The organism is Enterobacter oligotrophicus (genome assembly GCF_009176645.1).
Classification (GTDB): domain Bacteria; phylum Pseudomonadota; class Gammaproteobacteria; order Enterobacterales; family Enterobacteriaceae; genus Enterobacter; species Enterobacter oligotrophicus.
In genome coordinates this window covers 3586969-3605021 of the sequence record NZ_AP019007.1, presented here as the reverse complement: position 1 = coordinate 3605021, position 18053 = coordinate 3586969, and the positions used below count along the sequence as shown (strand labels likewise).

Sequence of the window (18053 nt, the reverse complement as noted above, 5' to 3'; positions counted from 1 at the left end):
TCCATCCTCGTCTAAAATGGCTCTATGATTAATGTCCAGTTTTCAAATAGTGGACTGCACATGTCATCACGTCGCTTCGGTAGTCAGTCTCTGGTCCGGCTGTTAGGCCACTGGCAGCAATCATCATCCCGAACCCCGCTCTGGCGGCAGCTGGCGGATGCACTACGTCTGCTGATACTCGACGGCAGGCTGGCCCTCAGCACGCGCTTGCCAGGAGAGCGAGAACTGGCCTCTGCGCTGGAGGTAAGCCGAACCACCATCAGCAGCGCGCTGGCCCATCTGCGGGAAGAAGGATATCTGGAAAGTCGTCACGGCAGCGGGTCACGCGTGATCCTGCCGGACACACGTGCCATACCGACCCTCTCAGCGGCCAGCGCGGCGCTGGATCTTTCCACTGCCGCGCTTAGCGCCGGCCCGGAAATCCACCAGGCGTATACGCATGCACTCACGGCGATCACGCAACACCTTTCACAGACAGGCTACGACCAGCTCGGATTACCAGCACTGCGGGAAGCCATTGCCGCACGCTACACGGCGCGCGGGCTTCCGACACGGGCTGATGAAGTGATGGTGGTTAATGGTGCCGTGAGCGGCTTTTCGCTGGTGTTACGCATGATGACGGGTCCCGGCGATCGCGTGGTGGTCGACCATCCCACCTATCCGCTGGCGATTGCCGCTATTCAGGGTGCACTTTGTCGGCCGGTAGGCGTATCCCTTCCCGAAACGGGCTGGGATACCGATGGTTTCGCCGCGACGCTTGCCCAGACAGCGCCGCGCCTGGCGTATCTGATGCCAGACTTTCATAACCCGACGGGACGCTGCATGGACACCGCAACGCGCCAGACGATAGCCGACATTGCCGCACAGACCCGCACCACGCTGGTCGTGGATGAAACGATGGTTGATCTCTGGTTTGATGCTCCCCCTCCGCCCCCGCTGGCCGCGTTTAACCCGGAGGCTGCCGTCATCACGCTGGGCTCTGCCGGAAAAAGTTTCTGGGGAGGGCTTCGCCTCGGCTGGCTCCGCGCCTCGTCGCGGACGATCGCGACGCTCGCCCAGACGCGCGACACTCTGGATTTGGGCACACCGCTGCTGGAACAGCTTGCAACGCTCTGGCTTATCGAAAACAGTGATGCTTTTTTGCCCGCACGGCGGAAAATGCTGGCGGAACGTCGGGACCGGTGCGGCGCGTTGCTGCGCGAACATTTTCCGGCATGGTCGTTTCACGAGGCAGAAGGAGGCCTTTCTTACTGGATTGAGTTGCCCGGTATGCTGGCAACACAGCTCGCGGCACGGGCAGAGACGACGGGGATTAATCTGGGGACCGGCACACGGTTTGGTCTGTCAGGTGCCTTTGACCGCTATCTGCGTATGCCCTTCTCGCTCGCCCCGGCGGCGCTTGAAGAGGCGTTGCTGCGAATTAAACCGCTGTGGCTCACCCTGAATAAAACCACGCCGCCCGTAAAACGGAGCCTGATTTAGTTTTCTCAGCGAAAAATAATAAAAACTGCTGACTGGCGTTCTGCAGTCAGCAGTTTTCACGGGGCAGATTTTAGTGCTGGGGAGGAATAGGGAAACCTTTCAGTGAAATAACGAAACTTTCACCGTCTTTCTTTATTTTCGCGCCGGTATCACACCAGTCTGACGCAATCCGAAAGAACTCATCACTTCCTACATTCCAGCCAAGACGTACGTGTTTGACATAGCCTGAACGCAACAAATCGCAGGCCTCTTTGTAGTCACTGGCAGTCGACAGTTGTTGTTTCATTTTCTCTTCTTCAGAATTTTACGTAGTGCCTTGATTTCTTTAGGAGTAAATGGAGATACACTCTCTTCTTCCGTATGCTGATTATCGATATCCTCTTCCGATACTCCCGCCTCTTCTACTGCTTCAAACGCCAGCAGCAGCAGTTTCTCTGTGGTCACGCTTAAATTCTCATTATTCACTTCTGCATAGTGGCGAAGTTTTTCTTTTAGCGTTTCATCAATTTTAACGTTTAAAACCGCAGTAGCCATGTTCGTCACTTCCCTTCGGAATACGTGCCTTATTTAATACACGAAGTTAACTTGCTTATCCAGATATATATTTTTTGCTTATGACAGAAAAAAGATGCCCAGTAATAAAATGACAGGCTATTATTACAGGTTTATGACAGTTATATTTCAAATTAATGAAAGATAAATTACATAATATATAAAATACTTTTTATTTGTGGGGAATAACAAACTCAGGCACGAATCGGTAACGACGAAGGAGGATACAAGTACTGTCGAGGAGCAGAAATGGGTGGGGGCCCTGCCAGCTACATCCCGGCACACACGTCGTCTGCCCTGGCTGCTTCCTTCCGGACCTGACCTGGTGAACAGAGTAGCGTTGCGGGAGAACCAACAGAGCCCCCATTGAGAGCGTTGATAACCAACGCGCTGGCGCATTATCCCTGTGCTGGCCTGCAATTGCAAGCCGCCGGCAACCGGATGATGGTTTATTGCGCAAACAGGCGCAGCAATCAGGTTTATCTTCGTTTACCATGACACATCAAAGGTTCCCCACAGGAGTAAGTATGGACGAACACGACGCTTTCCCGCAGCGCGTCTGGCAAATCATTGCCTCCATACCGGAAGGGTATGTAACAACTTACGGAGAGGTTGCCCGGCTGGCCGGTTCACCGCGCGCTGCGCGTCAGGTCGGCGGGGTGTTGAAACGACTGCCGGAAGGCAGCACATTGCCCTGGCACCGGGTGGTGAATCGCCATGGTGCTATTTCGCTCACCGGGCCGGATCTCCAGCGACAACGCCAGGCGTTGCTTTCAGAAGGGATACAGGTATCAGGTTCAGGGCAGGTTGATTTACAGAAGTATCGCTGGGTGTACTGACACCCTCTTCCGAAGGAGAGGGTGTCAGAGTCTTTAAAGCTGCGTTGGCGGCGTCGGCAGCGACGGCTGGTTAGTCTGTGGTGCTACGGGCACTTCAGTTTGCTGCACCGGCACCAGGTTCAGATCGACTTTTGTCCCGCCGTTATTAATCGCTTCCTGCACCGTATCGGTGATAAAGACCAGTTTATCGTTGATTGTTACTGCTGCGCTCAGGAGGATACGGGCATTCGGCTGAACGTCTGAAGGATTGTACGGCAGCACAAAGCTAAACGGTGCCTGTTTCCCCTCAGTACGAACGGCGCGCTGCGCCAGCACTTTCGATGGCGCGTCAGCCAGCGAGGCGTCGGAAAGCGTAACCGTCAATACCGCATCCGGCGGTAGCGCGACTTTCTGTTTGATCCAGATTGTCCCGGAAACATTTGGTTGCTGAATGGACTGCTGCGAAAGAGTGTTAATCCCGTTCGGGTCTGCTGCTGGCACCGGCACCTGGGCGCTCTTACCTGCACAGGCGGACAACGCCACCGCAATAGCTACACCACTTAGCATGGGCACGAGTTTCATTGAAGTCTCCTTATCATCAATGCACCAGCGGGATCGATCCCACCCGATGTCGTTTACATTCATATAACGCATACAAGTCTGGCACAAATCACTGATTAATGCCTAATTTCGCCTCGATATTCAGACTAATCTACCCATCGGACCACTTTCATTTCTGCGTTATACTCAGCGTATCTTTCGCCACGGCGTTTATTGAGGACGATTATGAGTCAGGCACTGAACAATCTGCTGACATTACTGAATCTGGAAAAAATTGAGGAGGGACTCTTCCGCGGACAGAGCGAAGATTTGGGCTTACGCCAGGTCTTCGGAGGGCAAGTCGTGGGACAGGCGCTGTATGCCGCAAAAGAAACCGTCCCGGCAGACCGTCTGGTGCACTCCTTTCACAGCTACTTTTTACGCCCTGGTGATAGTGCAAAACCCATTGTGTATGACGTGGAAGTCTTACGTGATGGCAACAGTTTCAGCGCCCGCCGCGTGGCTGCCGTGCAAAACGGAAAGCCCATCTTTTACATGACCGCCTCGTTCCAGGCACCTGAGCCAGGTTACGAGCATCAAAAAGAGATGCCGCCCGCGCCGTCACCGGACGACCTTAAATCTGAGACTGAAATCGCCCGCGCGCTGGCGCATTTGCTGCCGCCGCAAGTGAAAGAGAAGTTTCTCTGCGATAAGCCGCTGGAGATCCGCCCCGTCGAGTTCCATAACCCGATGAAAGGCCACACTGCCGAGCCAAAACGTCAGGTCTGGATGCGTGCCAACGGGAGTGTTCCGGCTGATATCCGCGTTCATCAGTATCTGCTCGGCTACGCGTCTGACTTCAACTTTTTGCCCGTTGCGCTGCAGCCGCACGGCGTAGGATTCCTGGAGAAAGGGATGCAGGTGGCGACCATCGATCACTCTATGTGGTTCCACCGTCCGTTCGATATGAACGACTGGCTGCTCTACAGCGTGGAAAGTACCTCGGCGTCCAGCGCGCGCGGATTCGTGCGGGGTGAGTTTTATACTCAGGATGGCGTACTGGTGGCATCAACGGTGCAGGAAGGGGTGATGCGTAACCGAGGGTGATTTTGTGCGGGCTGATGCCCTCTCCCTTTGGGAGAGGGCATACACACTCAAAACGGCAACCGAAGTTGCCGTTTTGCTATGTGTTATGCGTTATACGCATTCTCGCCGTGGCTGTTGACGTCCAGACCTTCGCGCTCCTGCTCTTCCGGTACACGCAGGCCAACGGTCATGTCCGCCAGCTTGTAGCCAACGAAGGCCACCACCCCCGACCAGACGACGGTGATAGCGATACTTTCCAGCTGCACCAGAACCTGGTGAACCATCGTAACGCCTTCTGCGTAGCCCACGCCGCCCAAAGATGCCGCGGCAAAGATACCCGTCATAATACAGCCGATGATGCCGCACACGCCGTGCACGCCGAACACATCACACGGATCATCAACGCGGAGAATACGTTTCAGTGCGGTGACTCCCCACAGACCCGCCAGTCCCGCCACGATACCAATGAGCAGCGCACCGCCGACACCCACATAACCACACGCTGGCGTAATGCCGACCAGACCGGCAATCGCACCTGAGCAGGCACCCAGCAGTGACGGCTTACCGCGAACAGCCCACTCGCCAAACACCCACGACAGAATAGCGCCAGCGGTTGCGACCACGGTATTCACGAAAGCCAGCGCCGCGATTTCGCTAGCTGCGCTTGCTGAACCGGCGTTGAAACCGAACCAGCCAAAGTAAAGGATAGCCGTACCCGTAAATACCATCGGCAGGTTGTGCGGTTTGAACGCTTCTTTACCGAAGCCCACGCGTTTGCCAATCAGGTATGCACCCACCAGGCCTGCTACGGCTGCGTTGATGTGTACAACCGTACCGCCTGCGAAGTCCAGCGCACCATGGGATGCCAGCAGACCGCCGCCCCAGACCATATGGGCAATCGGCACATAGGAGAGGGTCAGCCAGACCACCACGAAGATCAGTACCGCAGAGAAGCGGATACGCTCAGCCAGCGACCCGACAATCAGACCGACGGTAATACAGGCGAATGAACCCTGGAAAGCGACATGAATGTACTGATAGAAGCTGCCCATCAGCGCGGTCAGTTCGATATTTTTCAGCATCGCCCAGTTGAAGTTACCGAAGAAGGCATTACCTTCGCCGAACGCCAGCGAGTAACCGTAGACCACCCACAACACGCATACCAGCGCGAACGTCACGGCTACCTGCGTCAGCATAGAGAGGACGTTTTTGCCGCGGATCAGGCCGCCGTAAAACAGCGCAATGCCCGGAATGGTCATGAACAGCACCAGCGCGGTGCAGATCATCATAAAAGCATTATCGGCTTTGTCTGCCACAGCAGGGGCAGCCATTGCCAGGCCCGGCAGCAGTGCCAGCGACCCCAGACCCGTTTTGATTGTTGCTATCTTCATTTTCTCGATCCCTATCACTGTGTGCCAGGAGTTACTTACAATGCCGCTTCGTCGGATTCGCCGGTACGAATGCGAATAACGCGCTGCAGTTCGGCAACGAAAATTTTGCCGTCGCCAATCTTGCCGGTGTAGGCCGCCTTGCTGACAACATCAATCACTTCGTCGAGCTGATCGTCCGCAATGGCCACATCGATCTTCACTTTAGGCAGGAAGTTAACGCTGTATTCCGCCCCGCGATAAAGCTCGGCATGACCTTTCTGACGACCAAAGCCTTTCACTTCGGTCACTGTCAGTCCCTGAATACCCATGGAAGACAGTGCTTCACGCACGTCTTCGAGTTTGAATGGTTTGATTACCACCGTAACCAGCTTCATAAATCCCCTCCAGTCAGAATTCGGTAATGGCCGCAGCTAACACGCAGGAGTTATTGCAAGCGGTGTGCCAGAATTGAAAAGTGAGAGAAAAAGCGGCGCGGTGTGCAAAAGAAGGCGTGGAGGGTTGTACTGGTGAAAAAAAACGCACCATGACAGTGCACGGTGCGTTTCAGTTTTGCACCAACAGTTGTGACTGTTAGCGCACTGCCTGATTTTGGTGCATCAGGCGCTAAGCGACTCTTCCTCACGGGCGCTGGCCGCCAGCTCCTCCCCCGCCAGCTGCAGCTGGTACATCTGCCAGTAGCGCCCTTTCGCCTCCAGCAGTTGCCTGTGCGTTCCGCGCTCAACGGCCTGCCCGCGATGCAGCACCAGAATGGTATCGGCTTCAACGATAGTAGACAGACGGTGCGCGATAACCACCAGCGTCGTGTGATCACGAACGGCAGCCAGCGCCTGTTGAATAGCCTGCTCAGTACCCGAATCGATACTGGCCGTCGCTTCATCAAGGATCAGGACCTGCGGCGTTTCAATCAACACCCGCGCCAGCGCAAGAAGCTGTTTTTGTCCGACGGAGAGGTTGTTCCCCTGCTCGCCGAGTTTGGTATTGATCCCCTCGCTAAACCCGCGCGCCAGTTCTGCCAGCTGCACTTTTTCCAGGACATCCCAGACCTGCTCAGGCGTATACGGTCGCCCCAGAGTGACGTTGGCATAGAAGGTATCGGCCAGCACCACCGGATCTTGCTGCACCATCGCGACGCTCCTGCGCAACACGTTGTGGCTTAGCGAGGCAAGAGGACGGCCATCCAGACGAATTTCACCTTTCGTTAACGGGTAATAGCCCATCAACAGACTGGCGAGCGTACTCTTGCCGCTCCCGGTGTGCCCCACCAGCGCCACAAAGCCCCGCGACGGAATATCGAGGCTGATATCCTGCAGCACAAGCTGGTCGTCACGGTAGGCGAACGAGACATGATCAAACGTAATCGCGCCGCTTTGCAGAGGCCGCTCGTCGTTGCCGTAGGTCTGACGCGGTCTGTCCATCAGCTCAAAGACGCGCTCCCCGGCGACCACCGCCTGCTGCAGCATCGACTGCTGGGTGGTGAGTTCAATCAACGGTTCGTTAAGGCGGCCAAGATAGCTGATGAAGGCATACAGCACCCCGACCTCAATCGTCCCGCGGGTTGTCAGTCCAAACAGCATCAGCAAACCGCACAGCACCAGCGCCGAGAAAAGGCTCAACAACGGGCGCAGCAGGAAACCGTCCAGGCGCAAGGTCTGCATACGCGCCATATAGTGTGAACGGCTGGCTTCGCCCATCCGCTCACCGAATCGCGCCTGCTGGCGGAACTGCTGGATGACGCTCATGCCATTAATGACTTCGTTGAAGCCATCGTTGATATCAGCCAGATAAGCGCGTACACGGCGAACAATGGGCGTGCTGTAGCGTTGATAGATAACCATTACCGTCAGCACGGCCGGGAAGATCGTGATCGCCACCAGCGCCATGCGCCAGTCGAGGCTGAACATGGCCACCAGCATGGCACCGATCAGCGCCGCACTTCGCAGAACGGTCGCCACGACGGTGACGTACAGATCGCGGATCACCTCGGTATCGTTGGTTACGCGTGAAATCACCTGGCCGACGGGCTGGGTATCGAACTCGCTCAGCGGCTGGCGCAGCGCCGCGTCCATTACATCGGTGCGCAGTTGCTGCACAACGCCCACGGCCGCCCGGTTAAACAGCAGCGATTGCGCGTAGTGAAGCCCGGCTGCCGTCAGCTGTAATCCCACATAAGCCACGCCTAAACCGGCAACCAGCCCCAGCGGTAGATAGCTTTTCGCCACCATATTGTCGATAAAATAGCTGATCAACAGCGGGCCGCTGACTTCAGCCACCGCGGCAATCCACAGCAGAAGCACGGCAACAGACAGCGGTTTTCGCCACGGTGAACCGTAGGCCAGCAGGCGCTTAAGCGTCGGCCATAGCGCGCCAAATTTACGCATTGTTGACCTCCTCATCCAGTGCCGCTTCCAGCTGCTGATAACGATACATATCGCGATACCAGCCCGGTTGCTCCGTAAGCTGGTCGTGCTGACCGCGCTGGGCAATGTGTCCGTGTTGCAACACCAGGATTTCACTGGCTTCCGTCAGCGCGGAAAGTCGGTGGGCACTGATAATCACAGTACGTCCCTCGCCCCACTGGCGCAGATTGTGCAGTATCTGGTGCTCGGTACGGCCATCGACGGCAGAGAGAGCATCGTCCAGAATCAGGATTTCCGCATTTAACAACAGGGCACGCGCAATCGAGATACGCTGTTTTTGCCCGCCGGAGAGCATCACGCCCCGCTCACCCACTTCCGTTTCATACCCTTGTGGCAGACGCAGAATATCGTCATGGACGCTGGCTAAGCGCGCCACATGTTCAATCTCCTCCTGCGTCGCCGCAGGATGGCCAAGCGCGATATTGTTCGCCACGGTATCAGAGAATAAAAACGGCGTCTGGCTAACCACGGCCAGGCGGCTGCGCCACGCGTCCAGTTGCAGCGTCGTCAGTGGAAGATCGTGAAAACGAATATCGCCTTTGCTCACATCAAAGTGACGCTGGAGGAGCGACAGCACGGTACTTTTGCCGGAGCCCGTCGGACCACAAATGCCCAGCATCTGCCCAGGCTGGAGCGTAAAGTTCACGTTGTCCAGCACCGGATGTTCCGTTTGCGGGTAACTAAACGACTGGATATCCGCTTTCACCACTCCGCGCCCTTGCGGAACGGGTTCGCTGCCGTCATTCACCACTGGCGCTTCGGCCAGCATGGCGCGAATACGGCTGTAGGCAGCACTGCCTCGCTCAACGATGTTAAACATCCATGCCAGCGCCAGCATCGGCCAAATCATCAGCCCCAGATACATCGCAAAGCTGGTCAACTGGCCGAGGGTCATGGTGCCCTGCACGACCATCCAGCTTCCCCCGCCAATTGCCAGCAGGTTAGCCATGCCAATCGCAATATATATTGTCGGGTCAAAACGGGCGTCAATACGCGCGACGCGCATGTTTTTCGCGCCCGTATCCGCCGCATCAGCGGCAAACAGTGCGGACTGCCTGTCTTCCAGACCAAAGGCTTTGATCATGCGAATGCTGGTCATGCTCTCCTGGGTGCGATCGTTTAGCGATGAAAACGCCGCCTGCGCCAGCTTGAAGCGTTCATGCAATTTTTCACCATAGCGGTTGATTGCCAGCGCCATCAGCGGCATAGGTAACAGGGCCAGCAGAGTCAGTTGCCAGCTAATCTGAGTCGACATGACGATCAACACCGCACAGCCCATCACCAGCGAATCCACCAGCGTTAACACCCCTTCCCCGGCGGCAAACACCACGCGATCGACGTCGTTTGTCGCACGAGCAATAAGATCCCCGGTGCGATGACGCAGGTAAAACTCAGGATGCTGTCGGCTCAGCTGGCGGTAAAAATCTTCACGCAGCTCAACGGCCAGCTGATAGGACGCGCCGAACAGGAGCACTCGCCAGACGTAGCGCAGCAGATAGACAATCACCGCTGTCAGCACCAGCGTGCCCACCCACATCAACACCCGTGCGGTGGTGTAATGCTGTTCTGTAACACCATCCACGACGTAGCCCACCACTTTCGGCGGGATCAGTTGAAGAATAGCAATGATAATAAGCAGAGCCACTGCGCCGAGGTAGCGTTGCCACTCCCGACGAAAGTACCAGCTTAACTGGGCAAATAATCGCACGCGGTTTTTTCCTGAAGGTATTTTTCGAAGTTATTCAATGGGTAATGCTGTGGTGTATTTTATCTGCTCCATGGCAAAGCTGGAGGTGACATCTGACAAGCCCGGAACGCTGTTGACCAGCCGCTTGTAAAAATCATCGTAACGCTTCATATCCGCGACCTGGACGCGCATCAGATAGTCATACTCCCCTGCCATACGCCAGAAGCCGAGCACCTCCGGCATGTCCGAAACCTGAGTCACAAAGCGGCAATACCATTCACTGCTGTGGTGCTGCGTTTTGATCAGAACGAAGGCGGTCAGCCCAAGCCCCAGTTTTTCGGGATCTAATAGCGCGACACGCCCCAGCAGAATGCCGTCATCTTCCAGCTTTTTGAGGCGCTTCCAGCACGGTGTGGTGGTCAGATTAACGGCATCTGCCAGTGCCTGCAAAGAGAGGGTGCAGTCACTTTGCAGCAATGAAAGCAGCTTGCGGTCAATTTTATCTAGCATACCCACCTCACAGAGAAAATTTTTCTCCCTTCATTCTATTTTAAAGGCCAGATAGCAACAATTTTTTCTGTGCTTTTCGCTATGCTGGGCACAAAATGACAAACGGATAACTACGATGAATAGCACCTGGGTTAAACATGCCATCAGCGAAATAAATGCCGACTACCAACGCTCGGCAGACACCCATTTAATCCGCCTCGCCCTGCCGGGATTTGCGGGTATTCAGCTTTACCTGAAAGATGAAAGCACTCACCCGACCGGTAGCCTGAAGCACCGACTGGCGCGTTCGCTATTCTTGTACGGTTTATGTAACGGCTGGATTAAAGAAGGCACGACGATTATTGAATCCTCATCCGGTTCAACCGCCGTATCTGAAGCCTACTTCGCCCGGCTACTGGGCCTGCCGTTTATTGCCGTGATGCCCTCCTGCACCGCAAAACGCAAAATCGAACAGATCGAATTTTACGGTGGACGCTGCCACTTTGTAGAGAGCGCCTGCGAAATCTACGCCGCCTCGGAAATGCTGGCCCGCGAGCTGAACGGCCACTATATGGACCAGTTCACCTTCGCTGAGCGCGCGACGGACTGGCGCGGCAATAACAACATCGCTGACAGTATTTTCCGCCAGATGACCCACGAGCCACATCCGGTTCCGTCATACATTGTGATGAGCGCCGGTACTGGAGGAACATCTGCCACCATCGGGCGCTACATTCGCTGTCAGGGTTATGATACCCAATTGATGGTGGTCGACCCGCAAAACTCTGTGTTCCTCGATTACTGGCAAAGCCGCGATGCCGGGCTGCGCAGCCCGGTTGGCAGCAAAATTGAAGGAATTGGCCGCCCGCGCGTGGAGCCGTCGTTTATTCCGGACGTGGTGGATGAGATGCTGCGCGTGCCGGACGCCGCCAGCGTGGCGACGGCGCACTGGCTGGAGACGCAGCTTGGCCGCAAAGTGGGGGCGTCTACGGGCACCAATATGTGGGGTGCGCTGCACCTTGCCGCGCGGATGCGCGAAGAGGGCCGCACCGGATCTCTCGTCACCCTGCTGTGCGACAGCGGTGAGCGCTACCTCGACACCTATTATAACGCGGAATGGGTGCAGGCAAATATTGGCGACATTGCGCCGTGGAAAGCACAGATTGCAGCGCTGGTGAAATAAAAAAAAGCCAGACCGAAGTCTGGCTTGCTGGAAGGGTCTCACTATTCGGGGGAATACGGGAGGTTGTTTTTGTCCAGCCAATGCGTCAAAAAATGGGACACCGCTTCGTTACGGCAGTGTCCAATAACCGGCAGATGAGGAAGCTCCGCGATAAGCTGCGGCATCGCATTCCCCATAATCAGGCCGCGCCCGACGCTGCCCAGCATCTCGCGGTCGTTCATGGCATCGCCAAACGCCATACAGTCCTGAAGGGTAAAGCCCAGGTGGTTGCTCAGCACGGCCAGAGCAGAACCTTTGTTACAGCCTACCGGCAGCACTTCCAGACAATCCACCGCCGAGAAGGTCAGATGCGCGCGGTCGCCCAGCACCTCGTTAAGCTGGACGCGTAAGCGGCAGAGATCGTCGTGATCGCCACAAAAACAGATCTTCGTCACCGCGTAAGCAGGGAGCCGACGCAGATCGATAAGCTGATATTTAAACCCGCTGTAAACATGCGCATGCAGCATTTCGGGTATGTCACGTCCGGTAAACCAGCCGTCGTCATTAAAGACATGCACACTGGCCTGCGTATCCCAGGTGCTGTGCAGCACAATATCCGCCACTTCCGGGTTGAGATCCTGACGGTGCAGCACATCCCCTTCCACAGAGTGAATGCGCGTCCCGTTACCGGTAATGAGAAATGCATTGAGGGAAAACGCCCCCAGCAGATGGCGCATCTCCAGCACATGGCGGCCGGTGGCAAACGTCAGAGTGACATCGCGCTCGTGCAGACGCTTCAGGGTATTCAGGGTTTTATCCCCTAAACGGTGATCTGGCATTAACAGAGTGCCGTCCATATCGAATGCAGCAAGCCGGGCCATGATTACTCCTGAAATGTGATGCGTTTGACTTGTGCATCAGTATTACGTGAGATATACGGAAGTAATAGTGAATAGATGACAATTATTGTTCCGGGTTTATCATGCGCCAGCTTAACCGCCTCAATCAGTATCAACGTCTGTGGCAACCTTCTGCAGGGGCACCGCAGCAGGTCACCGTCACCGAACTGGCCAGCCGCTGCTTTTGTAGCGAGCGACATGTGCGCACGTTGCTGCGGCAGGCGCAGGACGCAGGCTGGCTCAGCTGGCATGCGCAGTCTGGTCGCGGTAAACGTGGGGAGCTGACGTTCCACGTCAGTCCGGAATCGCTGCGCAATACGATGATGGAAGAGGCGCTGAAGAGTGGGCAACAACATAATGCCCTTGAGCTGGCCCAGCTTGCGCCAGAGGATTTACGAGCGCTGTTGCACCCCTTTCTCGGCGGGCAGTGGCAAAACGACGCGCCGACACTGCGTATTCCCTATTACCGCTCACTGGACCCGCTTCATCCGGGCTTTCTGCCTGGGCGGGCGGAGCAGCATCTGGCGGGACAAGTCTTCTCCGGTTTAACACGCTTCAACGGTAATGTCAGCGAACCCACTGGCGATCTGGCGCATCACTGGGATGTTTCGCCTGACGGCCTGCGCTGGCATTTTTACATCCGTTCTACGCTGCACTGGCATAACGGCGATAAAATTGAGACGGTACAGCTTCAGCGAAGCCTGACGGCACTGCTGACGCTGCCCGCCCTGCGCAAACTGTTCCAGAGCGTATTGCGTATTGAAGTGACGCATCCGCAGTGTCTGACGTTTATCCTGCATCAGCCAGATTACTGGCTGGCACACCGGCTCGCGGCCTACTGTAGCCGTCTTGCCCATCCCGACCAGCCCATGACGGGCAGCGGCCCTTTCCGGCTGACAGTATACGACCCCGAACTGGTGCGCCTGGAAAGCCATGAACAGTACCATCTGAGCCATCCTCTGCTTAAGGCCATTGAATTCTGGATCACGCCACAGCTATTTGACGCTGAACTGGGCACAAGCTGCCGTCATCCTGTACAAATTGCTGTGGGTGAACCTGACGAACTGTCCAGCCTTCGGCTGGTCAGTAATAGCACCAGCCTGGGATTCTGTTATCTCACGCTGAAGCAAAGCGCGCGCCTGAGTGAAATGCAGGCGCGTCGACTGATCAATATCATCCACCTTTCGACGCTTCTGCATACGTTACCGCTTAACGAAGGGCTGATTACGCCTACAGAGGAACTGCTTCCCGGCTGGTCTATTCCCCGGTGGACGGATTTAACGGATGTTCCCCTGCCGGAAAAATTGACGCTGTTTTATCATCTCCCCGTCGAGTTACATACGATGGCAAGCCAGCTACAGCGCTATCTTGCGCAGCAGGGTTGTGAACTGGAGGTGGTTTTCCACGATGCCAAAACGTGGGACGGGTGCCAGCGGCTTGCGGATGCAGACATCATGATGGGAGACAGGCTGATTGGGGAAGCGCCGGAATATACCCTTGAGCAGTGGTTACGCTGTGATGCGCTCTGGCCGCATCTGCTAAGCGCACCGCAGTATGCTCACCTGCAGGCCACGCTGGATGCTGTACAGACCCAGGCCGACGAACAGGCCCGACATGCTGGCTTAAAAGTTATTTTCAGCCGACTGATGGAAAATGCGGTGCTAACTCCACTCTTTAACTATCAGTATCAAATCAGCGCTCCGCCGGGCGTCAATGGGATTCGGCTCAACACGCGCGGCTGGTTTGATTTCACCGAAGCCTGGCTTCCGGCCCCCAAATCGTGAAGAAGCTGGTCGCCGCCGTAGCCAGGCGTTAACATAATGTTTTTACCGTAACTGTCGAGAAGATTTATGAAACGTGCCGTCGTCGTGTTCAGCGGAGGACAAGATTCCACTACCTGCCTGGTACAGGCGCTTCATCAGTACGATGAAGTTCACTGCGTTACTTTCGATTATGGTCAGCGTCACCGCGCTGAAATCGATGTTGCCCGTGAACTGGCTCTGAAACTGGGTGCCCGTGCGCACAAGGTACTGGACGTCACGCTGTTAAATGAACTGGCCGTCAGTAGCCTCACCCGCGACAGTATTCCTGTTCCCGATTACGAACCTGACGCCAGCGGTATTCCCAATACCTTTGTGCCTGGCCGCAATATCCTCTTCCTGACCCTGACAGCAATTTATGCCTACCAGGTCAAAGCCGAAGCCGTTATCACCGGCGTGTGCGAAACGGATTTTTCAGGCTATCCGGACTGTCGCGATGAGTTTGTAAAAGCGCTGAATCATGCGGTAAACCTGGGCATGGCGAAAGAGACACGCTTTGAAACGCCGCTGATGTGGCTCGATAAAGCGGAAACCTGGGCGCTGGCGGACTACTGGGGCAGGCTTGATTTAGTTCGCAGCGAAACCCTGACCTGCTACAACGGCATCAAAGGCGACGGTTGCGGCCAGTGTGCAGCCTGTAACCTGCGTGCCAACGGTCTGAATCACTACCTTGCCGATAAAGTCGGCGTGATGGCCGCGATGCAGAAAAAAACCGGGCTGAAATAACGCGCGTTCTCCGTGCTGTCGTCCAGAGAATGTCGACAGCACGGATGACCTAAAACATCCTACACAATCATTAACTCCAGCTTTTCACGTAACTCGCCTTCCAGCGGCAGTGCTTTCTGGGTTTTAAGATCGATACAGACAAAGGTGATCAGCGCGTCAGCCACTACCTGTCCCTCAGGCTCCAGGGTGACCACCTGGCTGAGTACGCCACTTTTTCCGTTCAGTTGCTGCACCTGGCTGGTGACGGTAAGCAAATCCCCCAGGACGGCAGGACGACGGTAGTTGATATTGATATTGGCAACCACAAACGCGATGTTATGTGCAGTCAGCCACTGAAAACTTTCACTGTTTTCCAGCCCGTCCCAGCGCGCCTCTTCAAGAAATTCGAGATAGCGAGCGTTATTCACATGCTGGTAAACATCGAGGTGGTAGCCCCGGACTTTGATTTTTGTCTGCATAGCGCAATAGCCTTTACTGTTGTTATAGGGTGAGAGGTCACAACTGGTATGACCTCTTTATCCTGGCAAATTTTTGCCGCAGTGCAAGTTAATGTGCGATTACAGCGTCAGGTGTGAGAGGTTGCGCTCAACCAGTGCGCTCCCCATACCCGGAACCTGCTTCAGGTCATCAAGGGTTTTGAATGGACCGTACTCCTCACGATAGCTGACGATTGCCTGTGCTTTCTTCAGTCCTACGCCATTCATGACGCGGGCCAGATCGTCAGCGGAGGCTGAATTGATGCTTACCCGCGAGCCATCATCGTCGGTGGTTGTGCTGCTGGCGGTTGCTTTGGTTTGCGTCGTTGCATCCATCTGGCTTTGTACGGACGGTGCTTTAGCGGCAGGCGTCGCCGCCTGTGCGCCAGCACTCATCCCGGTGGTGGCAAGAGCCAGTGTAATAAGCAGTGCTTTGATTCCACGTTTCATGCTGTTTTCTCCTTGTTTGTTGACAGCCACGCCACGATAGCCGCACGGAAAAACAGGCACAAACGCCAGATTGCAGAAATGGAAAAGGCCGCGAAAGCGGCCTTTAGATTTTGCAGAGCGTTACGAAAATCTGCGAGCAGATACGTAATTATTGCTGCTGAGTTATCACATCACCCAGCTTAATTTTGGCTTCTTTACGCAGGTTGCTCATCATTGCCTCGAAAGCAATCTGCGCATTGTTCTGGGTAATACCCTGGATCATCGCTTTCTTCTGCTCTTCCGGCAGAGTGCCTGCTTTCACCTCGTCGAGCGCCAGCAGAACAACGTTACCCTGCATATCGGTTGCCGTACCGAAGCTCGGCTTGTCTTTCGCTGGCAGGCTCAGACCAAACGCCGCCTGGCTGATCGGGTCCTGGCCGGTACGGCTCAGCGTTTTCGCTTCACCGAAGCTCAAACCAGCCGCTTTCAGCGCGTCATTCTTGCCAGCTTTCAGTTCGACCAGAATCTTCTCAGCATCCAGTTTCGCCTGCTGTTCCGCTTTGTTGTGCTTAACCAACGCCACAACCTGATCCTTCACTTCAGACAGCGGTTTTACCGCCTCAGCTTTATGCTCGCTGATGCGCAGGACGAATGCACGGTCACCGTCGACAGTGATGATGTCTGAGTTGCTGCCCGGCGTACCGTTCTCACCCACCAGGCCACCATTGAAGATAGCATCAGAAACCGGCTTGAAGTTCAGCTCTTCCGGCAGGTTATCGTGACCAAACCAGCCAGTCTCCACCGCTTTCACGCCAGCAGCCTGTTCTGCGCCCGCCAGCGATTCATTATCGTTGCTCGCCGCATCGCTCACTTTCTGCTGCAGAGCATAGAAAGCGTCCAGCGCTTTCTCTTGCTTCACTTTCGCCGCGATATCATCACGAACGTCGGCCAGTGGTTTGGTTTTGGCTGCCTGGATATCATCCAGACGCGCCACCAGGAAACCGACGGAGGATTTGATCACCCCAGAGAGCTGGCCTTTATCTTTCAGACCTGCGTTTTTCAGTTCGTCAGGCGTTGTGGCATCTTCCAGCCAGCCCATATCACCGCCATTTTTGGCTGAGATGATGTCGGTGGATTTTGCTTTCGCAACGGTTGCGAAATCTGCGCCTTTGTTCAGCTCATCCAGTACCGCTTTGGCATCGGCTTCCGTTTTGGTCTGAATAACGCTATAACGGTTGCGCTGAGGCTGAGTAAACTGATCCTGATGCTGATCGTAGTAAGACTGGATTTCCGCGTCAGACGCGGTTTCCTGCAGCGCCGCCGCATCCAGTTTGATATAGCTTACGCGGAACTGCTCCGGGGTCACAAAGTTGTTCTTGTTCTGCTCGTAGTAAGCGTTAACGTCTGCGTCGCTGACCTGCTGTTTTGCCGCCAGCGCGTTTACGTCGATCGTCGCTTCGCGCACAACACGTTGCTGAGCCACCAGCGCTGCCAGCTCGTCAGTTTCACCTTTGAGCATGAAATCTGTGCCGACAACGGCATTGATAAGCTGCTGCGTAGTCAACTGGTTACGCAGCGCCTGCGCATATTGATCGGCCGTCATGCCCATCTGATTCACGATGCTGTTATAACGCGCATTGTCGAATTTGCCATTAGACTGGAACGCCTGAGTCGAGAAGATGGCTTTTTTCACCTGCTCATCGCTAATGCCCAGCCCCAGACTTTTTGCATACTGGTCAAGCAGTGCTTCGTCGATAAGACGGTTCAGCGTCTGCTGGCGCAGGGTTTTCATATAACCTTCGTTTGCCGCCAGCTCTGAGAACTGATCGCCCAGCTGTTGCTGCATACGGTTACGTTCACCAGCAAAAGCGTTCTCGAACTGCCCACGGCTGATTTCCTGGCCATTCACTTTTGCGGCATAGTTGGCGCTACCGCCGATGAGGTAACTACTCACGCCGGTCAATATGAACGACACGATAATGATACCGAAAATAATCTTGAGCACGAGACTGTTAGCAGCCGTGCGTAAGCTGTCCATCATGGTGTAACAACACTCCGCTGTATGTGACTGGTTACCTG

18 protein-coding genes and 1 other RNA gene are annotated in these 18053 nt (G+C 55.4%); 6 read left to right on the top strand and 13 right to left on the bottom strand.

Annotated features, from left to right (window positions below; translation table 11 throughout):
* Positions 1–60 precede the first annotated feature (60 nt).
* On the top strand, positions 61–1482 hold the full coding sequence (gene yczR, locus EoCCA6_RS17260) for a MocR-like transcription factor YczR (RefSeq protein WP_152083683.1): 1422 nt from the start codon (positions 61–63) through the stop codon (positions 1480–1482).
* 70 nt (positions 1483–1552) lie between these two features.
* Here the strand turns inward: yczR and EoCCA6_RS17255 are convergent, their stop codons facing one another.
* The 3 genes from EoCCA6_RS17255 to ffs all read right to left on the bottom strand — a co-directional run bounded on the left by EoCCA6_RS17255 (position 1553) and on the right by ffs (position 2391).
* Positions 1553–1768: a hypothetical protein gene (locus tag EoCCA6_RS17255; protein ID WP_013095877.1), complete on the bottom strand. Its 216-nt coding sequence runs from the start codon at positions 1766–1768 to the stop codon at positions 1553–1555.
* Complete coding sequence (locus tag EoCCA6_RS17250) at positions 1765–2016, bottom strand: hypothetical protein (protein ID WP_152083682.1); 252 nt, start codon at positions 2014–2016, stop codon at positions 1765–1767. Before EoCCA6_RS17250 ends, EoCCA6_RS17255 begins: the two co-directional genes overlap by 4 nt.
* A gap of 278 nt (positions 2017–2294) precedes the next feature.
* Positions 2295–2391, bottom strand: an RNA gene (gene ffs, locus EoCCA6_RS17245) — signal recognition particle sRNA small type.
* Between the two features lie 170 nt (positions 2392–2561).
* Here ffs and EoCCA6_RS17240 point away from each other — a divergent pair.
* Positions 2562–2873, top strand: a complete 312-nt coding sequence (locus tag EoCCA6_RS17240) for an MGMT family protein (protein WP_152083681.1) — start codon at positions 2562–2564, stop codon at positions 2871–2873.
* Positions 2874–2906: 33 nt separating this feature from the next.
* Here the strand turns inward: EoCCA6_RS17240 and EoCCA6_RS17235 are convergent, their stop codons facing one another.
* The gene (locus tag EoCCA6_RS17235) at positions 2907–3434 is read right to left on the bottom strand and encodes a YbaY family lipoprotein (RefSeq protein WP_152083680.1); all 528 of its coding nucleotides are present in this window, start codon (positions 3432–3434) and stop codon (positions 2907–2909) included.
* A 204-nt stretch (positions 3435–3638) separates the two neighbouring features.
* On the opposite strand from EoCCA6_RS17235, the gene tesB reads away from it, so the two are divergent.
* Positions 3639–4499: an acyl-CoA thioesterase II gene (tesB, locus tag EoCCA6_RS17230; RefSeq protein ID WP_152083679.1), complete on the top strand. Its 861-nt coding sequence runs from the start codon at positions 3639–3641 to the stop codon at positions 4497–4499.
* Between the two features lie 83 nt (positions 4500–4582).
* Here the strand turns inward: tesB and amtB are convergent, their stop codons facing one another.
* The 5 genes from amtB to EoCCA6_RS17205 all read right to left on the bottom strand — a co-directional run bounded on the left by amtB (position 4583) and on the right by EoCCA6_RS17205 (position 10483).
* Positions 4583–5869: an ammonium transporter AmtB gene (gene amtB / locus EoCCA6_RS17225; RefSeq protein ID WP_152083678.1), complete on the bottom strand. Its 1287-nt coding sequence runs from the start codon at positions 5867–5869 to the stop codon at positions 4583–4585.
* 35 nt (positions 5870–5904) lie between these two features.
* Positions 5905–6243, bottom strand: a complete 339-nt coding sequence (gene glnK, locus EoCCA6_RS17220) for a P-II family nitrogen regulator (protein ID WP_006809867.1) — start codon at positions 6241–6243, stop codon at positions 5905–5907.
* Positions 6244–6465: 222 nt separating this feature from the next.
* Complete coding sequence (locus EoCCA6_RS17215) at positions 6466–8247, bottom strand: SmdB family multidrug efflux ABC transporter permease/ATP-binding protein (RefSeq protein ID WP_152083677.1); 1782 nt, start codon at positions 8245–8247, stop codon at positions 6466–6468.
* A complete protein-coding gene (locus EoCCA6_RS17210) occupies positions 8240–9994 on the bottom strand; it encodes a SmdA family multidrug ABC transporter permease/ATP-binding protein (RefSeq protein ID WP_152083676.1) in 1755 nt (584 codons plus the stop codon). The genes EoCCA6_RS17215 and EoCCA6_RS17210 overlap by 8 nt, the downstream gene beginning before the upstream one ends.
* Before the next feature lie 30 nt (positions 9995–10024).
* Positions 10025–10483 (bottom strand): Lrp/AsnC family transcriptional regulator, encoded by a 459-nt coding sequence (locus EoCCA6_RS17205; protein WP_015571267.1) that lies wholly within the window; start codon positions 10481–10483, stop codon positions 10025–10027.
* A 115-nt stretch (positions 10484–10598) separates the two neighbouring features.
* On the opposite strand from EoCCA6_RS17205, the gene EoCCA6_RS17200 reads away from it, so the two are divergent.
* The gene (locus EoCCA6_RS17200; RefSeq protein WP_152083675.1) at positions 10599–11645 is read left to right on the top strand and encodes a PLP-dependent cysteine synthase family protein; all 1047 of its coding nucleotides are present in this window, start codon (positions 10599–10601) and stop codon (positions 11643–11645) included.
* A gap of 41 nt (positions 11646–11686) precedes the next feature.
* Here EoCCA6_RS17200 and cof read toward each other — a convergent pair whose 3' ends face one another.
* Positions 11687–12505: an HMP-PP phosphatase gene (cof, locus tag EoCCA6_RS17195; protein WP_152083674.1), complete on the bottom strand. Its 819-nt coding sequence runs from the start codon at positions 12503–12505 to the stop codon at positions 11687–11689.
* 101 nt (positions 12506–12606) lie between these two features.
* Between cof and EoCCA6_RS17190 the strand changes: the two genes are divergently transcribed.
* Both EoCCA6_RS17190 and queC read left to right on the top strand, forming a co-directional pair.
* On the top strand, positions 12607–14307 hold the full coding sequence (locus tag EoCCA6_RS17190; RefSeq protein WP_152083673.1) for an SgrR family transcriptional regulator: 1701 nt from the start codon (positions 12607–12609) through the stop codon (positions 14305–14307).
* A 66-nt stretch (positions 14308–14373) separates the two neighbouring features.
* A complete protein-coding gene (queC, locus tag EoCCA6_RS17185; protein ID WP_152083672.1) occupies positions 14374–15069 on the top strand; it encodes a 7-cyano-7-deazaguanine synthase QueC in 696 nt (231 codons plus the stop codon).
* 59 nt (positions 15070–15128) lie between these two features.
* Here the strand turns inward: queC and EoCCA6_RS17180 are convergent, their stop codons facing one another.
* The 3 genes from EoCCA6_RS17180 to ppiD form a co-directional block, all read right to left on the bottom strand.
* Positions 15129–15527 (bottom strand): YbgC/FadM family acyl-CoA thioesterase, encoded by a 399-nt coding sequence (locus EoCCA6_RS17180; protein ID WP_152083671.1) that lies wholly within the window; start codon positions 15525–15527, stop codon positions 15129–15131.
* Positions 15528–15626: 99 nt separating this feature from the next.
* A complete protein-coding gene (locus EoCCA6_RS17175) occupies positions 15627–15995 on the bottom strand; it encodes a helix-hairpin-helix domain-containing protein (RefSeq protein WP_152083670.1) in 369 nt (122 codons plus the stop codon).
* A gap of 148 nt (positions 15996–16143) precedes the next feature.
* Complete coding sequence (ppiD, locus tag EoCCA6_RS17165) at positions 16144–18015, bottom strand: peptidylprolyl isomerase (RefSeq protein ID WP_152083669.1); 1872 nt, start codon at positions 18013–18015, stop codon at positions 16144–16146.
* Positions 18016–18053 lie beyond the last annotated feature (38 nt).